At 69.7% G+C, this 21701-nt stretch carries 24 protein-coding genes; 4 read left to right on the forward strand and 20 right to left on the reverse strand.

The features are described 5' to 3' along the window. Positions 1–335: 335 nt before the first annotated feature. Both G4X40_RS03885 and G4X40_RS03890 read right to left on the reverse strand, forming a co-directional pair. A complete protein-coding gene (locus G4X40_RS03885) occupies positions 336–1013 on the reverse strand; it encodes a hypothetical protein (RefSeq protein WP_277830270.1) in 678 nt (225 codons plus the stop codon). Between the two features lie 129 nt (positions 1014–1142). Next, positions 1143–1769, reverse strand: coding sequence for a carbonic anhydrase (locus G4X40_RS03890; RefSeq protein WP_277830271.1), 627 nt, complete (start codon positions 1767–1769; stop codon positions 1143–1145). A gap of 101 nt (positions 1770–1870) precedes the next feature. Here G4X40_RS03890 and G4X40_RS03895 point away from each other — a divergent pair, with 101 nt between their 5' ends. Further along, on the forward strand, positions 1871–2758 hold the full coding sequence (locus G4X40_RS03895; protein WP_408642107.1) for an HhH-GPD family protein: 888 nt from the start codon (positions 1871–1873) through the stop codon (positions 2756–2758). Here G4X40_RS03895 and G4X40_RS03900 read toward each other — a convergent pair. Together G4X40_RS03900 and G4X40_RS03905 are read right to left on the reverse strand one after the other, a co-directional pair. Then, a complete protein-coding gene (locus G4X40_RS03900) occupies positions 2725–3561 on the reverse strand; it encodes an alpha/beta fold hydrolase (RefSeq protein ID WP_277830272.1) in 837 nt (278 codons plus the stop codon). The genes G4X40_RS03895 and G4X40_RS03900 overlap by 34 nt on opposite strands. Before the next feature lie 10 nt (positions 3562–3571). Continuing rightward, a complete protein-coding gene (locus G4X40_RS03905; protein ID WP_277830273.1) occupies positions 3572–4537 on the reverse strand; it encodes an alpha/beta hydrolase fold domain-containing protein in 966 nt (321 codons plus the stop codon). 130 nt (positions 4538–4667) lie between these two features. Between G4X40_RS03905 and G4X40_RS03910 the strand changes: the two genes are divergently transcribed. Then, the gene (locus G4X40_RS03910) at positions 4668–5285 is read left to right on the forward strand and encodes a class I SAM-dependent methyltransferase (protein ID WP_277830274.1); all 618 of its coding nucleotides are present in this window, start codon (positions 4668–4670) and stop codon (positions 5283–5285) included. Between the two features lie 3 nt (positions 5286–5288). Here G4X40_RS03910 and G4X40_RS03915 read toward each other — a convergent pair whose 3' ends face one another. Together G4X40_RS03915 and G4X40_RS03920 are read right to left on the reverse strand one after the other, a co-directional pair. Next, positions 5289–6095 carry an ABC transporter ATP-binding protein gene (locus tag G4X40_RS03915; RefSeq protein WP_277830275.1) on the reverse strand — a complete coding sequence of 269 codons (807 nt, stop codon included), beginning with the start codon at positions 6093–6095 and terminating at the stop codon, positions 5289–5291. Beyond that, on the reverse strand, positions 6092–6778 hold the full coding sequence (locus tag G4X40_RS03920) for a FadR/GntR family transcriptional regulator (protein ID WP_277830277.1): 687 nt from the start codon (positions 6776–6778) through the stop codon (positions 6092–6094). Before G4X40_RS03920 ends, G4X40_RS03915 begins: the two co-directional genes overlap by 4 nt. Before the next feature lie 85 nt (positions 6779–6863). Between G4X40_RS03920 and mhuD the strand changes: the two genes are divergently transcribed. Next, positions 6864–7172 (forward strand): mycobilin-forming heme oxygenase MhuD, encoded by a 309-nt coding sequence (gene mhuD, locus G4X40_RS03925; protein WP_277830278.1) that lies wholly within the window; start codon positions 6864–6866, stop codon positions 7170–7172. A gap of 142 nt (positions 7173–7314) precedes the next feature. Here the strand turns inward: mhuD and G4X40_RS03930 are convergent, their stop codons facing one another. Then, complete coding sequence (locus G4X40_RS03930; RefSeq protein WP_277830280.1) at positions 7315–7926, reverse strand: DedA family protein; 612 nt, start codon at positions 7924–7926, stop codon at positions 7315–7317. Positions 7927–8036: 110 nt separating this feature from the next. After that, positions 8037–8612, reverse strand: coding sequence for a TetR/AcrR family transcriptional regulator (locus G4X40_RS03935; RefSeq protein ID WP_277830281.1), 576 nt, complete (start codon positions 8610–8612; stop codon positions 8037–8039). 114 nt (positions 8613–8726) lie between these two features. On the opposite strand from G4X40_RS03935, the gene G4X40_RS03940 reads away from it, so the two are divergent. Then, positions 8727–9116, forward strand: a complete 390-nt coding sequence (locus G4X40_RS03940; RefSeq protein ID WP_277830283.1) for a hypothetical protein — start codon at positions 8727–8729, stop codon at positions 9114–9116. A 61-nt stretch (positions 9117–9177) separates the two neighbouring features. Here the strand turns inward: G4X40_RS03940 and G4X40_RS03945 are convergent, their stop codons facing one another. The 12 genes from G4X40_RS03945 to panD all read right to left on the reverse strand — a co-directional run bounded on the left by G4X40_RS03945 (position 9178) and on the right by panD (position 21695). Beyond that, positions 9178–9900: a DsbA family oxidoreductase gene (locus tag G4X40_RS03945; RefSeq protein ID WP_277830285.1), complete on the reverse strand. Its 723-nt coding sequence runs from the start codon at positions 9898–9900 to the stop codon at positions 9178–9180. Between the two features lie 47 nt (positions 9901–9947). Further along, complete coding sequence (locus G4X40_RS03950) at positions 9948–10313, reverse strand: VOC family protein (protein WP_277830286.1); 366 nt, start codon at positions 10311–10313, stop codon at positions 9948–9950. Between the two features lie 380 nt (positions 10314–10693). Then, positions 10694–13264: an ATP-dependent Clp protease ATP-binding subunit gene (locus tag G4X40_RS03955; protein ID WP_277830288.1), complete on the reverse strand. Its 2571-nt coding sequence runs from the start codon at positions 13262–13264 to the stop codon at positions 10694–10696. Positions 13265–13592: 328 nt separating this feature from the next. After that, complete coding sequence (locus G4X40_RS03960) at positions 13593–15539, reverse strand: serine/threonine-protein kinase (RefSeq protein WP_408642108.1); 1947 nt, start codon at positions 15537–15539, stop codon at positions 13593–13595. 95 nt (positions 15540–15634) lie between these two features. After that, positions 15635–16570 carry an esterase/lipase family protein gene (locus G4X40_RS03965; RefSeq protein WP_277830290.1) on the reverse strand — a complete coding sequence of 312 codons (936 nt, stop codon included), beginning with the start codon at positions 16568–16570 and terminating at the stop codon, positions 15635–15637. 251 nt (positions 16571–16821) lie between these two features. Continuing rightward, positions 16822–17175: a histone-like nucleoid-structuring protein Lsr2 gene (locus G4X40_RS03970; protein ID WP_277830292.1), complete on the reverse strand. Its 354-nt coding sequence runs from the start codon at positions 17173–17175 to the stop codon at positions 16822–16824. Positions 17176–17339: 164 nt separating this feature from the next. Next, the gene (lysS, locus tag G4X40_RS03975) at positions 17340–18869 is read right to left on the reverse strand and encodes a lysine--tRNA ligase (RefSeq protein WP_277830293.1); all 1530 of its coding nucleotides are present in this window, start codon (positions 18867–18869) and stop codon (positions 17340–17342) included. Positions 18870–18942: 73 nt separating this feature from the next. After that, positions 18943–19365 (reverse strand): rhodanese-like domain-containing protein, encoded by a 423-nt coding sequence (locus G4X40_RS03980; RefSeq protein WP_277830294.1) that lies wholly within the window; start codon positions 19363–19365, stop codon positions 18943–18945. After that, the gene (locus tag G4X40_RS03985; protein WP_277830295.1) at positions 19362–19925 is read right to left on the reverse strand and encodes a cysteine dioxygenase; all 564 of its coding nucleotides are present in this window, start codon (positions 19923–19925) and stop codon (positions 19362–19364) included. The genes G4X40_RS03980 and G4X40_RS03985 overlap by 4 nt, the downstream gene beginning before the upstream one ends. A 119-nt stretch (positions 19926–20044) precedes the next feature. Further along, complete coding sequence (locus G4X40_RS03990) at positions 20045–20287, reverse strand: hypothetical protein (protein ID WP_277830296.1); 243 nt, start codon at positions 20285–20287, stop codon at positions 20045–20047. Positions 20288–20448: 161 nt separating this feature from the next. After that, positions 20449–21270, reverse strand: a complete 822-nt coding sequence (locus G4X40_RS03995) for a type III pantothenate kinase (RefSeq protein ID WP_277830297.1) — start codon at positions 21268–21270, stop codon at positions 20449–20451. A 2-nt stretch (positions 21271–21272) separates the two neighbouring features. Continuing rightward, on the reverse strand, positions 21273–21695 hold the full coding sequence (panD, locus tag G4X40_RS04000; protein WP_277830298.1) for an aspartate 1-decarboxylase: 423 nt from the start codon (positions 21693–21695) through the stop codon (positions 21273–21275). Positions 21696–21701 lie beyond the last annotated feature (6 nt).

Below are 21701 nucleotides of genomic sequence, written 5' to 3' on the forward strand. Positions count from 1 at the left end.
TCAGACCAATCAGTACTGTTCACGGACTTTACCGCGCGGTCCGCGGCCATTTGGCGGAATCAAATCATAGGTATCCGGCCAAGATCTTCTCGGCAGATCCCCGCCCGCGCGACCCTCCCATACACCCGCCAGGCGCGTCGGATGGGCGATTACCACACCAACAGCACCATTTCGGGCATACTGCACACGTCCGAGTGATCGATCGTCGCGCGAGGAGGACTCATGTCGACCCTGCTGTACCAGTTCCTCACGTCCCACGGGATGCCCAACGACTCGGCCACCTATTGGGCCACCGAGTTGGCAGTCAAGCCCTGACCTTCGGGTCGGGCCCCGGCTCAACCGATGTTGAAGGGGACCGGAGCGCTGTGCAGTGCACCGAGGGTCGCGGTCACCGTGTAACCCCCGGCCGGCACCGGCGCCCGGTCCCCTTGGCATCCCGGCTGTGAGGTCGTGCCCGACCAGGTCACCCGGAACGATGCCTGCTCGCCCGGCTTGAGCGTGCGCACATCGTTGCCGGTGCCCGGGAAGCAGTCCACGTTCGACCAGATGCGGTGCGTTCCGTCGAGGGTGTTGACCACCACCGACTGCAGGCCGGCGCTGAGGTCGCGGGTGCAGGCCACCGAACCGATGTTGGTGACGGCGGTGGTGAACACGGGCTGGGCCCCGACCTGGTAGCTGGACTGGTCCGGGGTGATCGTGATGCCGACGGACTGGTCGGCGCAGTTCCCGCCCGGCACGGCGGCGGCGGGCGTGGCGGTGGCCGAGGGGTCGGCGGTGCCGGTCGCGGAAGGATCGGCGCTGTCCGAGGGATCGGCCGACGCGGACGGATCGGCGGAGGCCGAGGGGTGGGCGCTCGCCGTGGACTCGGCGGCGGCCGAGGACGAGTCCCCGCCGCCGGAGACCGCGATGATGATCCCGATCAGCACGATGAGGACGACGACCGCGACGCCTATCGCCAGCGCGCGACGGCGCCAATAGATCTCACGCGGCAACGGCCCATTCGGTTCGAACACGAACTCCACGGTAGGTGACCGATTCCCTGCTGCTCAGCAGCTGGACCGGCGTGTCGTCCTGGAGAGCGCCAGGTCACGCGCAGGGCAGTTGCCTCTGCGCGTGACCGAAGGCGATGAATCCGAAGGCGATCAGGCGCTCAGCTCACCGATCTCGCCGATCGAGCCCCGGAGCTTGATGCGACCGTCCGAGAGCGTGTAGGTCGCGCCGACGATGGCGCACTTTCCGGCCTCGACCGCGTCGGCGATGATCCGCGAGCGCTGCATCAGCAGGTCCGCGGTCTCCATGACGTGCCGGCCGACGAACTCGTCGACCTCGGTCACGCCGTCCTGGCGGGCCTTGAGGATCGACGGGGTCACCCGCTCGACGATGTCGCGGATGAAACCGCCCGGGATGTTGACGTTGTCAAGGGCGTCGAGGGTGGCCTTGACCGCACCACAGCTGTCGTGGCCGAGCACGACGATCAGCGGGATGTTCAAGATCTCGACACCGAACTCGATGGAGCCGAGGGTCGTGCTGTCCACGACATGACCGGCGGTACGGACGACGAACGTGTCGCCGAGGCCCTGGTCGAAGATGAGCTCGGCGGCGACACGGGAGTCGCCGCAGCCGAAGATCACGGTCGTCGGGTGTTGACCGTCGACCAGCTTCGCGCGATCCGCGGTCCCCTGGTTCGGGTGGATCGGGGTGTCGTTGAGAAAGCGCTCGTTACCCTCTTTGAGGGCGTTCCATGCAGAAATCGGATTCGAATTGGGCATGGGCCCATTGTGCACACGTAAACGTCCGCCGCAGCGGCGAGACCTGCAAAAACACCCTGGGTGAACTCCCCGGTGGGACACCGAGTAAGGATAGAAGTTTCGTGCTGGCAAACCAGACGGTGGACGCGTCCGCCCTCCTGCGGTGGTACGACGAGCATGCCCGCGACCTGCCGTGGCGCCGTCCCGACGTCGACGGTTGGGGGGTGCTGATCAGCGAGATCATGCTGCAGCAGACCCCGGTCGCCCGGGTCGCGCCGATCTGGGCCGAGTGGCTGAGCCGGTGGCCGCGGCCCACGTCCATGGCCGCATCGAGTCAGGCCGAGGTGCTGCGCGCATGGGGCAAGCTCGGCTATCCGCGACGGGCCTTGCGACTGCACGAGTGCGCACGGGTGATCGCCGAGCAGCACGGCGACCGCGTGCCCGACGACGTCGACACGCTGCTCGCGCTGCCCGGCATCGGCGACTACACCGCGCGGGCGGTCGCCTGCTTCGCATACGGACAGCGAGTTCCGGTGGTGGACACCAATGTTCGACGGGTGATCGCCCGCGCCGTACACGGCACCGCGGAGCCCGGCAACCCGTCCACCCGCCGCGACCTCGCGGACGCCGAGGCACTGCTGCCGGCCGAGGTCCCGCAAGCGGCGGTGATGTCGGCCGCCCTGATGGAACTCGGCGCGACGGTCTGCACGGCGCGCAAGCCCGACTGCGCGAACTGTCCGCTGCCACGGTGCGCCTGGCGCGCGGCCGGCTCCCCCGCGCACACGGGTCCGCGGCGCAAGACCCAGACCTACGCCGGCACCGACCGTCAGGTCCGCGGCCTGCTGCTCGACGTGCTGCGCGACGACAGCGGACCGGTCGAGCGCGCCCGCCTGGACCAGGTGTGGCTGCGCGACCCCGGCCAGCGCGACCGCGCGCTGGATTCGCTACTGGTGGACGGCCTGATCGAGCAGACCGATCAGGGCCTGTTCGCGCTGCCCGGCGAGAGCTGAGCCGGTCCGGACAGGAAGTCCTCGACCGCCTGCCGGTAGGCCTGCGGCGCGTCGGCCTGCACCAGGTGACCGGCGCCTGCCACCCGCAGGTAGGTGGTGCCGGAATCCCTTGGCGTCTGCGCCATCTGACGCATCTGCCCCTCGGGTGTGATGGAGTACTCGGCCTCGATCAGCAGGGTCGGCACGCGCACCGCGTGCCACTGCGCCCAGTAGTCGCGCGTGCCCCAGTGATTGGCGATGTCGCGCCAGACGCGGATGTGCCCGTGCAGCCGCCAGCCGGTGTCGGTGCGGTCGAACGAGTCCAGGAAGTACCGGCCGGCGACGTCGCCGAACATGCCGAGGGCCGCGTCGGCGTCGGCGAACTCGACCGGCCAGCTGTCGAACCACGAGTCCCACGGTCCGGTGGTGCGCCCCTTGAAGTCCGGCGCCATGTCCTCGACGACCAAGGCGGACACCAGATCCGGGTGCGCGGCTGCCAGACACCAGCCGTGCAGGCCGCCCATCGAGTGCCCGATCACCACGGCCGGGCCGTCGCCGATCGCCCGGATGGCGCGGGCGGCGTCGTCGACGAACCGCTCGGTGGACACACCGGCCGCGGTGGGCTGCTCGGCGACGTCGCGGCCGCGATGCCAGGCCGCGTCCAGCGTGTAGACGTGACCGTATCCGCGCAGCCACGGCAGGTGCGCGTCCCAGGTGCGGCCACGGCCCATCAGCCCGTGCAGCAACAGGATCGGCCGCCCCGTTCCACCACGGTCGACCACGCCCAGCCGCTCGAGTTCCTTCTCGGATGCGCTCTCGGTCACGACCCGGACGCTACTCGATCCGCCCCCGTGCGCGCCTTGCGTGGTCCGGGCCCCGCAATGCGCTCACGGAGAGCAGTTGCCGGATCTGTGCGCGGGCCTGTGCGCCCGGCCGCATCGGCAGCAGCGGGTAGACGTGGATGGCGCCGAGCACCTCGTACAGGTCCACCTCGACACCGGCCTGTCGCGCACGCCCGGCGAAGCGGCGGGCATCGGGGTTGAGGATGTCGTCGGTACCGCTGAAGAGCGTGGTCGGGCCGAGCCCGGCGAGGTCCGCGTAGAGCGGGCTGACCCGGCGGTCCCGCGGGTCGAGCGCGCCCCGGTAGTAGTCCGCGAACACGTGCGCACCGGGCACCGCCAGAAAGGGGTCACGGGGTGCGATCGCATCGATCGCGGGGTCGCTCATGGTCGCGTCGAGCCACGGCGAGATCAGGATCGTGCGGGCCGGCCGCGGTGCGCCGCGCTCGCGCAACTCCAGCGCGACCGCCGCGGCAAGGCCGCCGCCCGCGGAGTCACCCATCAGGAACATCCGATCGGCGCCGGCGTCCCGCAGCAACTCTTCTGCGAGGTCGGCGGCGGTCGGCACCAGCGTCGCCGCGGTCCCGCGCGGGGCGAGCGGATAGATCGGCACGGTGAACGCGACACCCGTCGCGGCCACCAGTTCGGCGACGAACTGCCAGTGCTGTCGGACTATCTCACGCACGTAGCCGCCGCCGTGCAGGTACAGGGCGCGCCCGGCGACCGCACCTGCTCGTGGCGACACCTCATAGCAGGGCCGGCCACGGAAGGAACGTTCGACGAACGTCGCCGTCTTCGACAGCCGTCGGGGCGGAGCGTGACCGGCAGGCGAGCACTGCAACCGCGCGACATGGCGACGGGCCCGCGCCGCGGTGATGAGGTCGCGCCTGGATCCGCGTAGCCGCACGCCGATGCGCACCAGCGCCTCGGGAAGGCAGATCCTCACCGCTCCGTCCGTCATCCTGTCCATGGTGACCGGAATGCCATCCCCCGCACAAGGCCTCGCACCGGTGGTCCGCGGGTTACGGTGGCCGCATGTGCGGGAGCTGGGCAGCCCGCCGGTGTGACACGACGGCGGAAAGGGATGGGCCGTGAGGTGGTACGACGAGCGGGTGTTACCGCGGCTGATCGACCTTACCTGCGGGTCACGGCAGATGGATCCGCTGCGCGAGCGGGTGTGCGCGGGGCTGACCGGCGACGTCGTCGAGATCGGCTTCGGGTCGGGTCGCAACATCACGCATTACCCGTCGACAGTGCGGCGGGTCGACGCCGTGGAACCGTCTGATCTGGCCTGGCACCTCGCCGGGCGCCGGGTGGACTCGTCGGCGGTGGACGTGCGCCGCGCCGGACTGGACGGGCAGCGGCTCCCCCTTCCCGACGGCGGCTACGACTGCGCGCTGTCCACCTGGTCGTTGTGCACGATCCCGGATGCGCCGCATGCCCTCGCGGAGTTGCGACGCGTACTCAAACCCTGTGGGGCCCTGCACTTCCTCGAGCACGGGCTGGCGCCCGACGATCGCGTGCGACGGTGGCAGCACCGGCTCGAGCCGATGCAGCGGCGCATGGCCGGCGGCTGCCACCTTACCCGCCCGGTCGTCGAGATGCTCACCGACGCCGGGTTCGTCGTCGACACCGTCGACGTCTTCTACGCCCACGGCACACCGAAGTTCGCCGGCGCCTTTTCCCTCGGCGTCGCCGTGTCCCCGTAGCGGTCAGTCCGAATGGACCCGGGCGGCCCCGGTCGCCGACCACCGCCCCCGGTTGCGCTCGACGCGGATCGGATGCCCGAACGCGCGGGAGACCACCTCGGAGTTCAGCGCGATCTCGACCGGTCCCGACACGAGCACCCGGCCCTCGGCGAGGACCAGCGCGTGCGAGGTCGACGCCGGCAGCTCCTCGAGATGGTGGGTGACCAGCACCGAGGACAGTTCCGGCCGGGCGACCCGCAGTTGCGCGAGCACCTCGAGCAGGATCTCGCGCGCCGCCAGATCCAGCCCGGTCGTCGGCTCGTCGAGCAGCAGCAATCCGGGCTCGGTGACCAGCGCCCGCGCGATCAGCGCACGGCCGCGCTCGCCCTGCGACAGCACCGACCACTCGCGTGCGGCGCGGGCGGTCAGCCCGAGCACCTCGATCAGTTCGTCGGCCCGCACGGCCTCGTCGCCGGTCGGATTCCAGTTGCGGGGCAAGGCCGTTGCGGCGACCAGGCCGGTCAGCACGACCTCACGGATCGACAGATACGGCTCGATCCGCGTGCGCGGGTCGACATGCCCGATGTGCGTGCGCAACTGCCGCATGTCGACGCGGCCGAGTCGATGACCCAGCACACGCACGGTCCCGGTGGTCGGGTGCAGCCGAGCACCGCACAGTCCCAGCAAGGTCGACTTGCCCGCCCCGTTCGGTCCGAGCAGCGCCCACTGCTCGCCGGCGCGGACCTCGAGCCCGACCGCGTCGAGCAGCGCACGCCCCTGCCGGACGACGCTCGCGTCCTCGACGGACAGGACAACCTCGGCCGCGCTCACGAGCGCTGCCCCGCGCCGGACTGCAGCGAAGTCGCCAGGCCCAGCAGATGCGCGCGGGTCAGGGCCTCGGCACGGTCGGCGTCCCGGGCGAGGATCGCGTCGACCACCGCCTGGTGCTCGTCGGCATCCTGCTCAGTCGCAGGCATGAGGTCGAGCAACTCGGTCATCGCCTCGACGAGGCGGCGGCGCACGCCGGTGAACAGCGCGTCCAGCAGGCTGTTGCGGGAAGCCGCCACGAGGACGCCGTGGAACTCGATGTCCGCGGCGGCGAGTTCCGCGGAGGGCGCGCCGAGTAGCGCGTTGCGCGCGGTCAACGCCCGGCGGATGAGGTCCGCGTCGGCCTCCTCGTGCCGGACAGCCGCCAATGCGGCGGCGCGCGACTCGATCGCGACGCGCACCTGCACCACCTCGGTGATGGCGGCGATCTCCGCCAGCCGGTCCCAGCCCTCGGAGGCTCGGGTGGCGGCGAGGAACACCCCGACGCCCTGCCTGGTCGTGAGCACCCGCCGGGCCGCCAGCTGGCGGATGGCCTCGCGGATCGTGGACCGTCCCACGTTCAACTCGGCAGCCAACGCCAGTTCGCCGGGCAGTTGATCACCGACTTCCCACCGCCCGGACTCGATCTCGCCCATCAGCTCCTGTGCCGCCCGTTCGGACAACGGCACCCTCGTCAATCCACGCATTCACACCCACCCTCAGTCATTCACTTGTCTGACAAGATACGCGTAGACCCCGCTGCGGTCCCACCCGCTCCCGTACGCTGAACCCATGCCAGTCGTGAAGATCAATGCCATCGAGGTCCCCGAGGGCGCCGGCCCCGAGCTGGAGAAGCGCTTCGCTGCCCGCGCCGGCGCGGTCGAGAACTCCCCCGGCTTCATCGGGTTCCAACTGCTGCGGCCGGTCAAGGGCGAGCAGCGCTACTTCGTCGTCACCGAATGGGAGACCGAGGAGGCGTTCCAGGCGTGGGCCGGCGGCCCCGCGCGCGCCGCGCACGCCGGTGAGCGGGCCAAACCGGTCTCGACCGGCGCCTCGTTGCTGGAGTTCGAGGTCGTCCAGGACGTGAAGGCCGCCAAGTAATTTCGGCACCAGGATGCCCGGCAGGAGGAGATTCCTGCCGGGCATCCCGAGTCTCGTTCTTGCCTACCGTCTCGGCTTGCCGACCGCTTCAGGTGGCCGGCATTCCGGGTAACCGGCGCTGAGGGGTGATCCGGGGGCCACGTCAGCCCGCGTCCACCGCGGCCGCACGACGGCGCTGGACGAACCGCCACCCGAGCGCGACCACTACGACAGCGACGATCGCCGCGATCACGTAGGTGGGCCCGTGGAAGCCGTCGGCCACCGTGTGCCAGTTCGCGCCGATCGCGTAGCCGATCAGCGCCAGCACCGCCGACCAGAGCAGGCAGCCGGCTGTCGTGTAGATCCCGAACCGCACCGCCGGCATGGCCGCGAAACCTGCGGGCAGCGAGATGAACGTGCGGATCACCGGCAGCAACCGCCCGGCGAACACCGACACCGGACCGTGCCTGACGAACCAGTCGTGGGCCTTGTCGATGTCGTCCTCGCGCAACCAGACCTTGCGGCCCCACCGGTAGAGCGCGGCCCGCCCGGCATAGCGTCCGACCGCCCACGCCAGGTAGCTGCCGGCGACGTTGCCGAGCGCGCCGAGCACGATCACCCAGACGATGTTCAGGTGCGCACCCGCGACCGCACCGCCGGCCAGCGCCCCGGCGAACAGCATCGTCACCTCGGACGGGATCGGGATGCACGCCGACTCGGCGAACATGAGCAGGAACACCGCGAGGTAGCCCGCGCTGACGATGAACTGCTGCATCAGCGGCACACCTCTCGCGAGGGGGTCCGGCGGTCGTGCGTCGATGGTGCGGTCGTCATGACGCCACGGTGGCAGCCGGTCGCTGTGACCGCGCTGAGAAGTGCGGTCCGTCACCTGCCCCGAAAGATCAGTCCGGTCACGGATCGGAACACCTCGTCCGGCGACCGCGGCCCCACGTCGAGATTGCCAGACGAACACAACGCGGCGAAGCCGTAGGCCAGCGCCCAGGCCGCCGTCGCCGCCAGCGCCGGATCCTCCCCGCGCTGTTCGGCGGACAGGCCGGCGACCGCCGCACCCAGCAGACGCCCCGCGCGGTCCCGAGCGGCAGTCAGTTGCGGGTCGTCGACCCGAACGACCTCCCGGTCGTACATCACCTGGAAGTGCGCCGGGTGCGCCTGCGCGAACCGCACGAACCGCACCCCCATCTCCGCGAGGTCGGTCGGCCGTCCCGGATCCGACGCCGCCGCGAACGAGTCCGTCAGCAGGTCGAAGCCCTCGGCCGCGAGCGCGGTGAGCAGCCCGGACTTGTCCCCGAAGTGGTGCGCCGGCGCGGCATGCGATACGCCCGCGCGGCGGGCCAGGTCCCGCAGGCTCAGCGCGGCGATCCCCCGCTCGCGGATCGCCTCGGCGGCGGCGTCTAGCACCGCCCGCCGCAGATCTCCGTGATGGTAGGGATGGGGTTCCACGACTCGACGATACCCGCAGACTAGTCATTGACAAGTTCGCCGGACCGATGGAATCTGGTCAGTGTCTAGTTCACGGCGGTGTTCATCCGAACACCTTCACCGAGGAGGCACGACATGCCGACGATCCCCTGGACCACCCCGAAGGACGCCGCGATCCCGCCAGAGGTAGTGGTCATGGCCTCCCGGTTCGACCTGCAGTCCCTGGCGCAGGTGCCCGCCTTCCTGCGCGCCGCGATGCGGATCCGTGCCCAGATGCTCGGCGCACCCGGTGTCGTGGGCCTGTCGCTGATCGCGCGTCCACTGCACAAGACGTTCTTCACCCTGTCCGCCTGGTCGGACCGCGGGGCGCTGGACAAGGCGGTCGCACATCGTCCGCACGTCGACACCATGACGAATTTCCACCCGAAGATGGCCGGCTCGACGTTCGCCTTCTGGACCGCGCCCGGCACCTCGCTGCCGCTGCAGTGGCCGGAGGCCATGCGTCGGCTCGACGCCGAGCGTTGATCCAGCCGCTCCAGGCGCCCGCGTCGACCGGACACGAGCGTCGAACCAACGCCCTCGTCGATCAGACGGCGCAGGAGCCGTCCTCGCAGGACGGGGCGGCCTCGTCCGCGGTGATCGTGCCCGCCGTCGCCAAGGCACGGTCGAGCAACTGGGTGAACACCCCGACCGGCTGCGCTCCCGAGACCGCCAGCGCCCGGTTCGCCACGAAGAACGGCACACCCGTGACACCGAGTGCGCGGGCCTGTGCGAGGTCTGCGTGCACCTGCTCGGCGGCGGCGTCACCATCCAGCGCGGCCCGGATCTCGCCGGCATCCAGCCCCACCTCCGCGGCGACCGCGACGAGTTCGTCACGGTCGTCGATGATCCGTCCCTGCGTGAAGTGCGCGCGGAACAGCGCGTCGACGACCTCGTCCGCGCGGTCGCCGGCCAGGTGGACGAGCCGGTGCGCATCGAACGTGTTGGCGGCGATCACCGTGTCGAAATCCATGTCCAGTCCGTCGGCCGCGGCGGTCGACGACACGTGGGCGAACATCGCGCGCACCTGATCGGGGGCCATGCCCTTGTGCTCGACCAGCGCCTCGAGTTCGTTCCGGCCCAGGCCCGCGGGGGTGTCGGGTGCGAGCTGGAACGAACGCCACACCACCTGCACCCGATCGCGCCCCTCGAACTGCTCGAGCGCGCGGGCGAACCGACGCTTGCCGATGTAGCACCACGGGCAGGCAATGTCAGACCAGATCTCGACGACGGCTGGTGCTCCGGCTGCGGTGGGTTCGTTGTTGCTCACGTCCGTCAGCAACGCCCGTCGCCGGCAGCGTGTTCCCGGCCGCGCGGTCAGGACCGGGTCAGCAACTCCAGGTTGTGACCGTTCGGGTCGGTGAAATACACCCCGCGGCCGCCGCCGCGGTGATTGATCTCGCGGGGCCTGCGGTGTCCCGGGTCGGCGAAGTAGTCGGCTCCCGACGAGCGGATCCGCGCGAAGGCGGCGTCGAAGTCCTCCTCATCGACGAGGAAGGCGTAGTGCTGCGCGCGGATGTCGTCGGCGTCCGCATAGTCCAGTGTCACGCCGTTGCCGAGTTCTACCGGGACGAAATGCCCGGCGGGCGACCCGACCGGCACTCCCAGAATGTCGGCGAGGAACCTCGCCGAGACGCTCTTGTCGTGCGCGTACACGATGGTGTGGTTCAACTCGACGGTCATCGCTGTCCCCTTTGAGCAGTCCCTCGCACGCGGCTGTACCGGGTGCAACGGCGGCGCCGACGGCCGGATTCCCGGGGCGATCTGACCACCTCGCGTGCCGGCGGTGCACCTCGCACAACACCGGGGGCGTGCGAAGTTCGCGCTCGGTGTGTGAAGTGGGGAATGTGCGGAGTTCGGGCGCGGTGTGTGAAGTGGGGAATGTGCGGAGTTCGGGCGCGGTGTGTGAAGTGGGGAATGTGCGGAGTTCGCGCGCGGTGTGTGAGTGGGGATCGGCGGGTACGCACCCGTGGGTGAAGGTGCGGATCGGCGGGTCCGCGCCCCGACATGCGGCAGGGCGGGCACCCCCGGAGGGATGCCCGCCCTGTGCGGAACGCTGCGGACTAGTCCGCGGACCCGGCCTCGCCCGAGCCTGCGCCGTCACCGCTCGCAGCGGCCATTGCCTCCGCGGGCGAGTCCGGCACGGACACCGGCTTGGGCGATCCGGCGAACGTGAACTTCGCGTTCTCGCCCGAGCCCTCGCCGTCCCAGCCCTCGACGTCCACCAGCACGATCTGACCGGGGCCGACCTCGCCGAAGAGGATCTTCTCCGACAACTGGTCCTCGATCTCGCGCTGGATGGTCCGGCGCAGCGGACGGGCGCCGAGCACCGGATCGAAGCCGCGCTTGGCCAGCAGCGCCTTCGCCTTCTCGGTGACCTCGATGTCCATGTCCTTGTTCTTCAGCGCCTTCTCGACGCGACCGACCATCAGGTCCACCATCTCGATGATCTGATCCTGGGTGAGCTGGTGGAACACGACAATGTCGTCGATACGGTTGAGGAACTCCGGCCGGAAGTGCTTCTTGAGCTCGTCGTGAACCTTGAGCTTCATCCGCTCGTAGTTCGAGCCCTCGCCACTGCCCTGGGTGAAGCCCAGGCCCACGGCCTTCGAGATGTCGGCGGTGCCCAGGTTCGAGGTGAAGATCAGCACGGTGTTCTTGAAGTCGACCGTGCGGCCCTGGCCGTCGGTGAGACGGCCGTCCTCGAGCACCTGCAGGAGCGTGTTGTAGATCTCCTGGTGCGCCTTCTCGATCTCGTCGAACAGCACCACCGAGAACGGCTTGCGGCGCACCTTCTCGGTGAGCTGGCCGCCCTCCTCGTAGCCGACGTAGCCCGGAGGGGCACCGAACAGCCGCGAGGCGGTGAAGCGGTCGTGGAACTCGCCCATGTCGATCTGGATGAGCGCGTCGTCCTCGCCGAACAGGAACTCCGCGAGCGCCTTGGACAGCTCGGTCTTACCCACGCCGGACGGGCCGGCGAAGATGAACGAGCCGGACGGACGCTTCGGGTCCTTCAGGCCGGCACGGGTGCGACGGATCGCCTTCGAGACCGCCTTGACGGCGTCCTCCTGGCCGATGATCCGCTTGTGCAGCTCGTCCTCCATGCGGAGCAGACGCGTGGTCTCCTCCTCTGTGAGCTTGAAGACCGGGATGCCGGTCCAATTGCCCAGCACCTCGGCGATCTGCTCGTCGTCGACCTCGGCGATGACGTCCAGGTCACCGGAACGCCACTGCTTCTCCCGCTCGGCACGCTGCGCGACGAGGGTCTTCTCCTTGTCGCGCAGGCTGGCGGCCTTCTCGAAGTCCTGCGCGTCGATCGCGGACTCCTTCTCGCGCCGCGCCTCGGCGATCCGGTCGTCGAACTCCCGCAGGTCCGGCGGCGCGGTCATCCGGCGGATGCGCATGCGGGCGCCGGCCTCGTCGATGAGGTCGATGGCCTTGTCCGGCAGGAACCGGTCGTTGATGTAGCGGTCGGCGAGCGTCGCCGCCGCGACCAGCGCGCCGTCGGTGATCGAGACGCGGTGGTGCGCCTCGTACCGGTCGCGCAGGCCCTTGAGGATCTCGATGGTGTGCTCGACCGTCGGCTCGCCGACCTGCACCGGCTGGAACCGGCGCTCGAGTGCGGCGTCCTTCTCGATGTACTTGCGGTACTCGTCGAGGGTGGTGGCGCCGATGGTCTGCAGCTCGCCGCGGGCCAGCTTCGGCTTGAGGATCGACGCCGCATCGATCGCACCTTCGGCGGCGCCCGCCCCGACCAGCGTGTGCAGCTCGTCGATGAACAGGATGATGTCGCCGCGGGTGTTGATCTCCTTCAGGACCTTCTTCAGCCGCTCCTCGAAGTCGCCGCGGTACCGGCTGCCCGCGACCAGCGAACCCAGGTCGAGGGTGTAGAGCTGCTTGTCCTTGAGCGTCTCGGGGACCTCGCCGTTGACGATGGCCTGCGCCAGGCCCTCGACGACGGCGGTCTTGCCGACACCCGGCTCACCGATGAGGACCGGGTTGTTCTTGGTGCGCCGCGAGAGCACCTGCATGACCCGCTCGATCTCTTTCGAACGGCCGATGACCGGATCGAGCTTGCCCTCGATCGCGGCCTGGGTCAGATTTCTGCCGAACTGGTCCAGCACCAGCGAGGTGGACGGGGTGCCGGCCTCGCCGCTGCGCCCGCCGGTGGCCGCGCCCTCGGTGCCTTCCTTGCCCTGGTATCCCGAGAGCAGCTGGATGACCTGCTGCCGGACCCGGTTCAGGTCGGCGCCGAGCTTGACCAGCACCTGCGCCGCCACGCCCTCACCCTCGCGGATGAGGCCCAGCAGGATGTGTTCGGTACCGATGTAGTTGTGTCCGAGCTGCAGCGCCTCGCGCAGGCTCAGCTCGAGGACCTTCTTCGCCCGCGGGGTGAAGGGGATGTGACCCGACGGGGCCTGCTGGCCCTGACCGATGATCTCCTCGACCTGGCTGCGCACGCCTTCGAGGGAGATCCCCAGCGACTCGAGCGACTTGGCCGCGACACCCTCACCCTCGTGGATGAGGCCCAGCAGGATGTGTTCGGTACCGATGTAGTTGTGATTGAGCATCCTGGCCTCTTCCTGAGCCAGGACGACAACGCGCCGTGCGCGGTCGGTAAACCTCTCGAACATTGCTCTCCCTACACTCCGTGGCGAACACCCCCGAAAGGGCTGGCCGGCACCGCCGACCAATGTCGTCGTGCCCACCGTTTCCGCCGGATTCGCTCCGGCACATCCGGTGTGCGAACTCCCGCACCCCCGTGGGCGAGTCTCCGCACCTTTCACTCTAGTTGCCGGGCCTGCGACCCGCGCTCCCTCCACCGCACTCGGTGTAGAGAACGACCGTATAGGGAGTCAACGCCCACGGCCATCGATACGTTTCCCGACGTTGTACGCCCGCAGCGAACATGGCGGCCACTCGTGTGGCGACCCCGCAGCCGGACCCCTGGCCGGCCCCGGCTCACGTCGTTCGCGGCGCCGTCGCCACCACCCGCTCGAGCGCGCGCAGGTCCGCCTCGAGCATCCGGAACAGCCAGTAGGCGCCGATGAAGGCGAAGATGCTGCCCACGCAGAGCACCCGCACCGCGACGATCACCGCATCGAAGTCGTCGTGCGACAGGAACGTCACCCCGACCACGGCCACCAGCGGCACCGACGCCGCGACCGCCAGGTAGCGGATGCTTCGCCGGACCAGCCCGCGCAGCTTGCGGCCGTCGGCTGCGCTGCCGGGACCGCCGTGCGGCAGCAGGGCCGGGTACAGGCAGCGCACACAGTAGAAGGCGACCGCGAAGAACGGATACGCCACCGCCATCGCGCCGCACACCGCCTGGGACGCGACGAAATGCACGAAGTCGTAGGTCGGCAGCGATCCCCCGGCGGCCTGCAGCAGCAGTGGGAACGCGATTCCCGACGCCAGCCACAGCAGCCCGCACACCACGACCACCCGGTCACCCAGCAGCAGGCTGTCGGCGCGCACCCGGGCGAGCGTCCGGGCGTCGTACGTCCGACCGGCACGCAACCCGGGCGGCACGGTGAGCAGCCGCCGGCAGAAGTACAGGATCAGCAGCGCGCCGAGCGAGAAGACGATCAGGTTGATCACCTGCGCGAGGTCGTCGAACCGCGCCTGCACCTGCGGGTCGAGCCCGTCGACGATCAACGACTTGTTGTGGTGGTAGTTGTACAGCGCGGCGACGCCGTTGGGGATGCCGATGCCGGCGGCGAGGATCGGCGCCGGCCAGCGCGAGGCCCGGGCCCGCGGGCTGCGCGGCGGCGGGTCGACCAGATCGCGCGCGTGGACGTCGAGGCACAGATCGAACTGCTGGGCCAGCTCCGCGCCGGTGGCCCAGCGGTCCCCTGGATCCGGGGCGAGGCAGGTCAGCAGCACCCGGCGCAGCGCGGCCGGACAGTCCGCGGGCAGTCGCTCCTGCGCCTGCGCGGGTACGGCCCGGCGGCGCAGGTCCAGCATGTGCTGCAGCGCGTCCTCGGTGTCCGGATCGTCGTCGGGGTCCGCCCCGGCCGGGTCCTCGCGGTCCGCGAACGGCCGCGCCCCGGTCAGCAACTCCCACAGCATCACGCCCAGCGCGTACAGGTCGCTGCGGGTGTCCAGGTCGGCGGCGGTCCCGGCCATCCCGGGGTGGCAGGCCTCGAGTTGCTCCGGCGACATGTACGCCAGCGACCCGCCGAAGTAGGCGACCGGGCTGGCCCCGGCGACCGCGCTGGAGAAGCTGATGTTGAAGTCTGCGAGCTTCGGCACGCCCTCCTCGGTCAGCAGCACGTTGGCCGGCTTGATGTCGCGGTGCAGCACGCCATGTTCGCCGGCATAGTTGAGCGCATCGGCCAGGCGCCGGCCCAGCCAGGCCACCGTGTCGGGCCACGACATCTGCGCGATCTGGGCACGCACAGCGGAGTCGCTCGGCCGGATCGCGGCCTTCTCCGCGAGGACATCGTCGATCGCCTCGAGCAGCAGCCGCCCGCGACGCATCTCCGGCGGGGTGTCCCGGACCCGGCGCAGCACGCCGAGCAGCGTGCCGCCCGGCACGTATTGCATGTAGAGCACGCGCAACCGGCGCTCCTCGAGCAGGCGCTGGTCGAACACCCGGACGATGTAGTCGTGATCGAGTTGCGCCAGCGTCTGCGGCTCGGTGCCGCTGTCCTGGGAGATCTTCACCGCGACCAGTCGCTGCATGGACCGCTGACGTGCCAGGAACACCCGGGCGAAGGCGCCGCGGCCGAGCCCGACGAGCAGGTCGAAGTCGTCGAGCCGTTGCCCCGCCTCGACGGCGTCGAGCGAATCGGGCGCCGGGGGCTCGGCGGCACGGGTGGGCTCCTCGGTCGGCGCACCTCCCGCGACCGCCGCTGCCGGGCTCGAACCTGCGGGGCCCGAGCCGAATGCTCGCCTCATGGTCATGCCCCCGGACCGGGTCGTCCACTGCCGGCGGCCCCCACCGCGCGGGACCACCTCGGCCTGCCCTCAGCCTAGGCCGCGCAGCGCCCGAGGAGCGGTCATCCCAGGAACGGGGGGACGAACGTGCACGGGACCGGCCGGGGATGCGCCGGATCCAGCGCATTGAGCACATCGGTGAGCGCCACCGGATCGGCCACCAGCGCCAGGTGCTCGGAGAAGTCCTGCGCGCACTGGTCCTGCACGACGATGTTGGTCGCGTTCGGCGCCGGCGCGTATCCGTCGGTGTAGGGCACCACGACCTCGTCGTACCTGGTCATGATGTTGGTGTACCGGATCTGCGGCGAGTAGACGCCGCCACTCTGCATCATCGTCATGAACGGGGCGCCGGGGTCGGTCTGGTCGCACGAGGCGCACAGCGACGGCACGGGCGGTGGCGCGGCGGGAACGGCGCCGCCGGAGGATGTGCCCAGGCCGGGTGTGCCGACTGGAAGTCCCTGATTCCAGAACGGCGCGAGCGAGACGTACCGGCCGATGGTGTCGGTGCCGCCGAGGAACTTCGCGTAGTACTCCGGCAGGATCGTGCCGAGCGAATGCCCGACGACGTCGACCTTGCGCGCCCCGGTCTCCGCCAGCACCCGGTGCACGAAATCGGCGAGTTGGACCCCGCTCTGCTCGAGCGGGCCCAGCCCGCCGAACCCGCTGAGCGGCCAGGGCAGCGAAGGATCGTTGCCGTAGGTGAGCGCGAAGACGCAGTAACCCGCGTTCACCAGCAGCGGCGAGAGCGTCCCCCACTCCGTCTGCCGGTTGCCCGCGGTGCCGTGCAGCAGGATCACCGGATCGGGGTGGGCCACGGTCGGGCGGCAGGACCAGTCGTTCGACCCCGGCGACGAACCACCGGGGTTTGCCAGTTCCTCGCCGATCCCCGACAGCACCGTGCCCGGGACCGGCAACGGCGGTTGTGCCGCTGCCGCGACCGGCACGGCCGATTCGCCGATTGCGGCCGGCAGCAGGGTCAGCGCCCCGGACACGACCACTACGGCCAGTGCCGCGACTGTCGCCCGGCCACGCGGCCGCCGGTCAGGGCACCCGCGCGTACGTCGAGAAAATCGGAACATGTGGAATTCCTCATGTTTTATCGAGGCAGCGGCCGCCGTCCTCGAATCGCATTACCGCGTGAATGACGACCACCGCGAATGACCGCCCGGGAAATCGACCGATACACGACTGCCCCCGCCGGTGGAACCGACAGGGGCAGTACCGGACCGGACGGTCCGTTCGAAATTGCTCAATTCGCCTTGTTGTAGGCGTCGAGCACCTCCGCGGAGATGCGACCCCGATCGGAAACCGCAAGATTGTTGCGGCGCGCCCAGGCGCGGATTGCCGCACTCTGCTCGCGATCGACCGCGGCACGACTTCGGCTCCCACCGGCGGCGGGGGCAAGCCCCTTGGCACGCTTACGCCCCTGCGTCTTGCGCGCGTACTCGACCCATTTCTCGACCTCGCCGCGCAACTTCTCCGCATTGCCCGACGAAAGATCGATCTCATAGGTGACGCCGTCGAGACCGAACTCGACGGTCTCGTCCGCGGGTGATTCCTGATCGACGTCGTCGACCAATGTGACGGTGACCTTCTTCGCCATGAATTCCCTCTCGACCCGAAAGCAGTGTCCACAAGCCCGCCGCACGATATGCAAGCCCTATCGAGAGGTCAGCCTACTACCGGGTAATCCCATACTTCGAATTCTTTGGAGAATTCACAATAGCGATCACGCCGTGCAGGTGACAGGCCAATTCGCACCCGGTGTCAGTGTGTGTGCGGGCGCACAATCGGAAACAGGATGGTCTCCCGAATTCCCAGTCCGGTCAGCGCCATGAGGAGTCGGTCGATCCCCATACCGGTCCCGGTGGTCGGCGGCATGCCGTGCTCCATCGCGGCCAGGAAATCCTCGTCGAGACGCATCGCCTCGTCGTCACCCTCCGAGGCGAGCCGCGCCTGATCCTCGAATCGTTCCCGCTGGATGACCGGATCGACCAATTCCGAATACCCGGTGGCGAGCTCGAACCCGCGCACATAGAGGTCCCATTTCTCCGTCACGCCGGCCTTGCTGCGGTGCTGACGCGTCAACGGCGAGGTCTCGACTGGGAAATCCCGGACGAACGTCGGCGCGCTGAGGTCGTTGCCCACCAGATGCTCCCACAGTTCTTCCACGAGTTTGCCGTGGCTGAGGGCCTTCGACGGCACCTCCAGGCCCACCCGGTCGGCGTGGGCGAGCAATTCGTCGATGGTGGTGTCGGGGGTGACCTCGGCGCCGAGTGCGCCGGACAGCGACGGATACATCTCGAGCGTCGTCCACTCGCCTCCGATGTCGTAGGTGCTGCCGTCGGCGAGCGTCAACTGCCGGGTTCCGAAGGCGGCGTCGGCGACCTCCTGGATCAATTCCCGGATCATCGTCGCGGAATCGTCGTAGGTGCCGTACGCCTCGTAGGTCTCGAGCATGGCGAACTCCGGCGAATGCGATGAGTCGACACCCTCGTTGCGGAAGTTCCGATTGATCTCGAAGACCTTCTCGATGCCGCCGACCACGCAGCGTTTGAGGAACAACTCCGGCGCGATACGCAGGTACAGGTCGATGTCGAGCGCATTCGAATGCGTCACGAACGGGCGGGCCGCGGCGCCGCCGTGCAGGGTCTGCAGCATCGGGGTCTCGACCTCGAGGAATCCGCGGCGCTCGAGCGCGTCCCGCAGTGCCCGCACGACCTCGACGCGCTTACGGGCGGCCTCCCGGGCCTCGGGTCGGACGATCAGGTCGACATAGCGCTGGCGGACCCGCGACTCCTCGTTCATCTCCTTGTGCGCAACCGGCAGCGGGCGCAGCGACTTGGCCGCCATCTGCCACGCGTCGGCCATCACGCTCAATTCGCCGCGGCGGGAACTGATCACCTCGCCGTGCACGAAGACGAAGTCGCCGAGGTCGACCTCGGCCTTCCATGACGCCAGCGCGTCCTCGCCGACCCCGGCCAGGCTGATCATCGCCTGCAACTGGGTGCCGTCGCCCTCCTGGAGGGTCGCGAAGCACAACTTGCCGGTGTTGCGCAGGAAGATCACCCGGCCGACGACGCCGACCACCTCGCCGGTCGCGGTGTCCGGCTCGAGATCGGGGTGCGCCGCACGCACCTCGGCGAGCGAGTGCGTGCGCGGAACCGTCACCGGGTAGGGCTGCCCGCCCTCGGCGAGGATCCGCTCGCGCTTGCCGAGCCGGATGCGCTGCTGCTCGGGGAGGGTGTCCTCCGCGGTCGCGGGGTTCGCGGTGTCGACAGGCGATGCTTTGCTCACGGACGACCAGCCTAGTTCGTGTCGCGGGCCACGCCACGGTCGCGGTCCGCGGCGCGCGCCGCGGCTCCGGCCCTCAGTGCGCGGTGATCGTCGCCATCTCGCGCCGCAGGTGGGCCGCCGAGGAGATCACGTGCCGCAGTCCGGTCTCCCGCAGGGCGGCATATCCGCCGATCAGATCGGTCGCCCGGTGCAGCCCCAGATCCTGCAGCGCGGCCGCGGCCAGCGACGAGGTGTAGCCCTCGGAGCAGACGATGACCCACTCCACGTCGTGGTCGACGGCGGTGGCCAGGTGTGCGTCACTGGTCGGGTCCAGGCGCCATTCGAGGACGTTGCGTTCGATGGCGAGCGCGCCCGGCAGCGTCCCCTCCCGGTCGCGCTGCGCCTGCGGCCGGATGTCGACGACCACCGCCCCGCGGAGCACCGCCTCGGCCAGTTCGGTGGCGGGCATCCGGCTGATCCGCGCGCGGGCGCGGTCGAGCATCTCGACGACGGTCATCGGTCGCCCCCTCGCCCGGACTCGGCCTGGTCGGTCAGCTCGGTGCGGGTGCGCCGCAACGTGCCCCGTGCGGTCGGCTCGTAATAGGACATCGCGGTCAGCGGTGGCGAATATGCGTGGACGCTCAGCGTGGGGTCGCCCGCACCCCCGGGCGCCTGCACGACGTCGTGCACCCAGCCCAGCGGGAACGAGGCCTGATCACCGGCCTCGAGCCGCCGATGCTTCAACTCCCCACCGGCCCAACGGAACTCGCTGAGCGCGCCGGACAGCACGGTGAGCGCTCCGATCGAGCCCGCGTGGTCGTGCAGTTCGGTGGAGTCGTCGGAGGCCCAGCTGATCAGCCAGGCGTCGACGTCGTCGTCGATGTGCAGGCGGGTCGCCCATCGCTGTTCGACGGGCAACCCCGCGGCCGGGAGCAGGTGGTCGAAGTCGCCGGCCAGCACCTGATCGGAGTACTCGTCGGTGATCCGCAGCAGATCCGCGGGGCGAAGATCGGTGGGCGCGATCGAATTCGCGCCGGCGGGACGGGGAACAGACAGGTCGGCTACAGAAAGAGCCATTTCGGGGACTCCAGGAGTGAGAGGTGGTCAATACGGCGGTCAGCCGCGACAACACTCCTGGCAACATCCGGACACCGCGGCAGCGCTCGCCCACACGGGGTCGATGGCTGCACGACGATTCACGCAGGCAAGTCTGCCACAAGCCGTCCCCGGCCGCCACGCGCCGATCCGTGGGCGTGCATCCCCAGGTCCGACGGGAGGCGCTGCGCTGTACCTGCGCGCCCCGACTGAATGCCCCGCCACGCGCTCAGCATGCCGACCAGCGCCTCGACGTTGCGCGGCGCGAACGAGATCTCGACATCGACACCCGGGCCCCGTCCGAACGCACGGGACGAGACGGCAGCGGCGGCCAGTTCACTCACAGGGACTCCTCGGCACACTCTTAGGCGAACGTCCAACAGTGATCGTGACCATAGCCGAAACCTGTGATACGTGCCACTCTGTTGCGAAAATAGCAGACCAGGCCAGGGGTCCACGAAAGGACGCTGCTCGGCGGGCAGCCCTCCAGATCAGGACGGCCGGGTCAGGACTGGCCGGAGTGCCGCCGGCCGGCGCGGGTGCCCGCCTGGTTGCGCTCGTAGACCAGCCGCAGCCCGGTCAGCGTGAGGTCGGGTTCGTGGTCGGTGATCGACTCGCACTCGTCGATGATCAACGGCGCCAGCCCGCCGGTCGCCACGACCGCGACGTCGTCGCCCGCGAACTCGGCGAGCTCGCGGCGCACCCGGGCGACGAGTCCGTCGACCTGGCCCGCGAAGCCGAACAGGATCCCCGACTGCAGCGCCTCGACGGTGCTCTTGCCGACCACCGACCGGGGCCGGAGCAGTTCGACCTTGCGCAGCGCGGCGCCGCGCGAGGCCAGCGCGTCGACCGAGATGTCGATGCCCGGCGCAATCGCGCCACCTAGGAACTCGCCCGCCGCGGTGACCACGTCGACGCGCGTCGAGGTCCCGAAATCCACGACGATGCACGGGCATTGGAAGATCGTGTGCGCGGCGAGCGCGTTCATCACACGATCGGTGCCGACCTCTTTGGGGTTGTCCACCAGCAGCGGCACACCGGTGCGCACGCCCGGAGCGACGACCACCTGCGGCACATCGGCCCAGTACCGGGCCAGCATCATGCGCAACTCCCGCAGGACGGTGGGCACGGTGGACAGCGCCGAGACACCGGTGATCTGCTCGACCCGGCGGCCCAGCATGCCCCTGATGGTCAGCGCGATCTCGTCGGAGGTCACCCGCGGATCGGTCCGCATCCGCCAGTCCTGCACCAGTTCCGCCTCCGCACCGGCGCCCTCGAACACGCCGAGCGCCAGGTTGGTGTTGCCGACGTCGACCGTGAGCAGCACCGCTACACCAGGCCGCCGACGAACTGCTGGCTGACCAGGCCGGAGCCCTCCGGCGCGTGCCCGGGGTTCGAGCCGAGGTCGACGGGCTTGTTGTCGGCGTCGACGAACACCACGCGCGGCTGGTACTCGCGGCACTCGCGCTCGTCCATCACGCCGTAGGCGATCAGGATGACGATGTCGCCCGGGTGGATCAGATGCGCTGCCGCACCGTTGATCCCGATGACACCCGAGCCGGGCTCACCGGTGATCACGTAGGTCTCCAGACGGGCCCCGTTGGTCACGTCGACGATCGCGACCTGCTCGCCCTCGAGCAGATCGGCCGCCTTCATCAGGTCCGCATCCACGGTGACCGAGCCGACGTAGTGCAGGTCGGCCTGCGTGACGGTCGCGCGGTGGATCTTGGACTTGAGCATGGTGCGAAACATTGGGTC

The sequence above is a fragment of the Speluncibacter jeojiensis genome, assembly GCF_029589495.1.
In the GTDB taxonomy this organism is placed as follows: domain Bacteria; phylum Actinomycetota; class Actinomycetes; order Mycobacteriales; family Mycobacteriaceae; genus Speluncibacter; species Speluncibacter jeojiensis.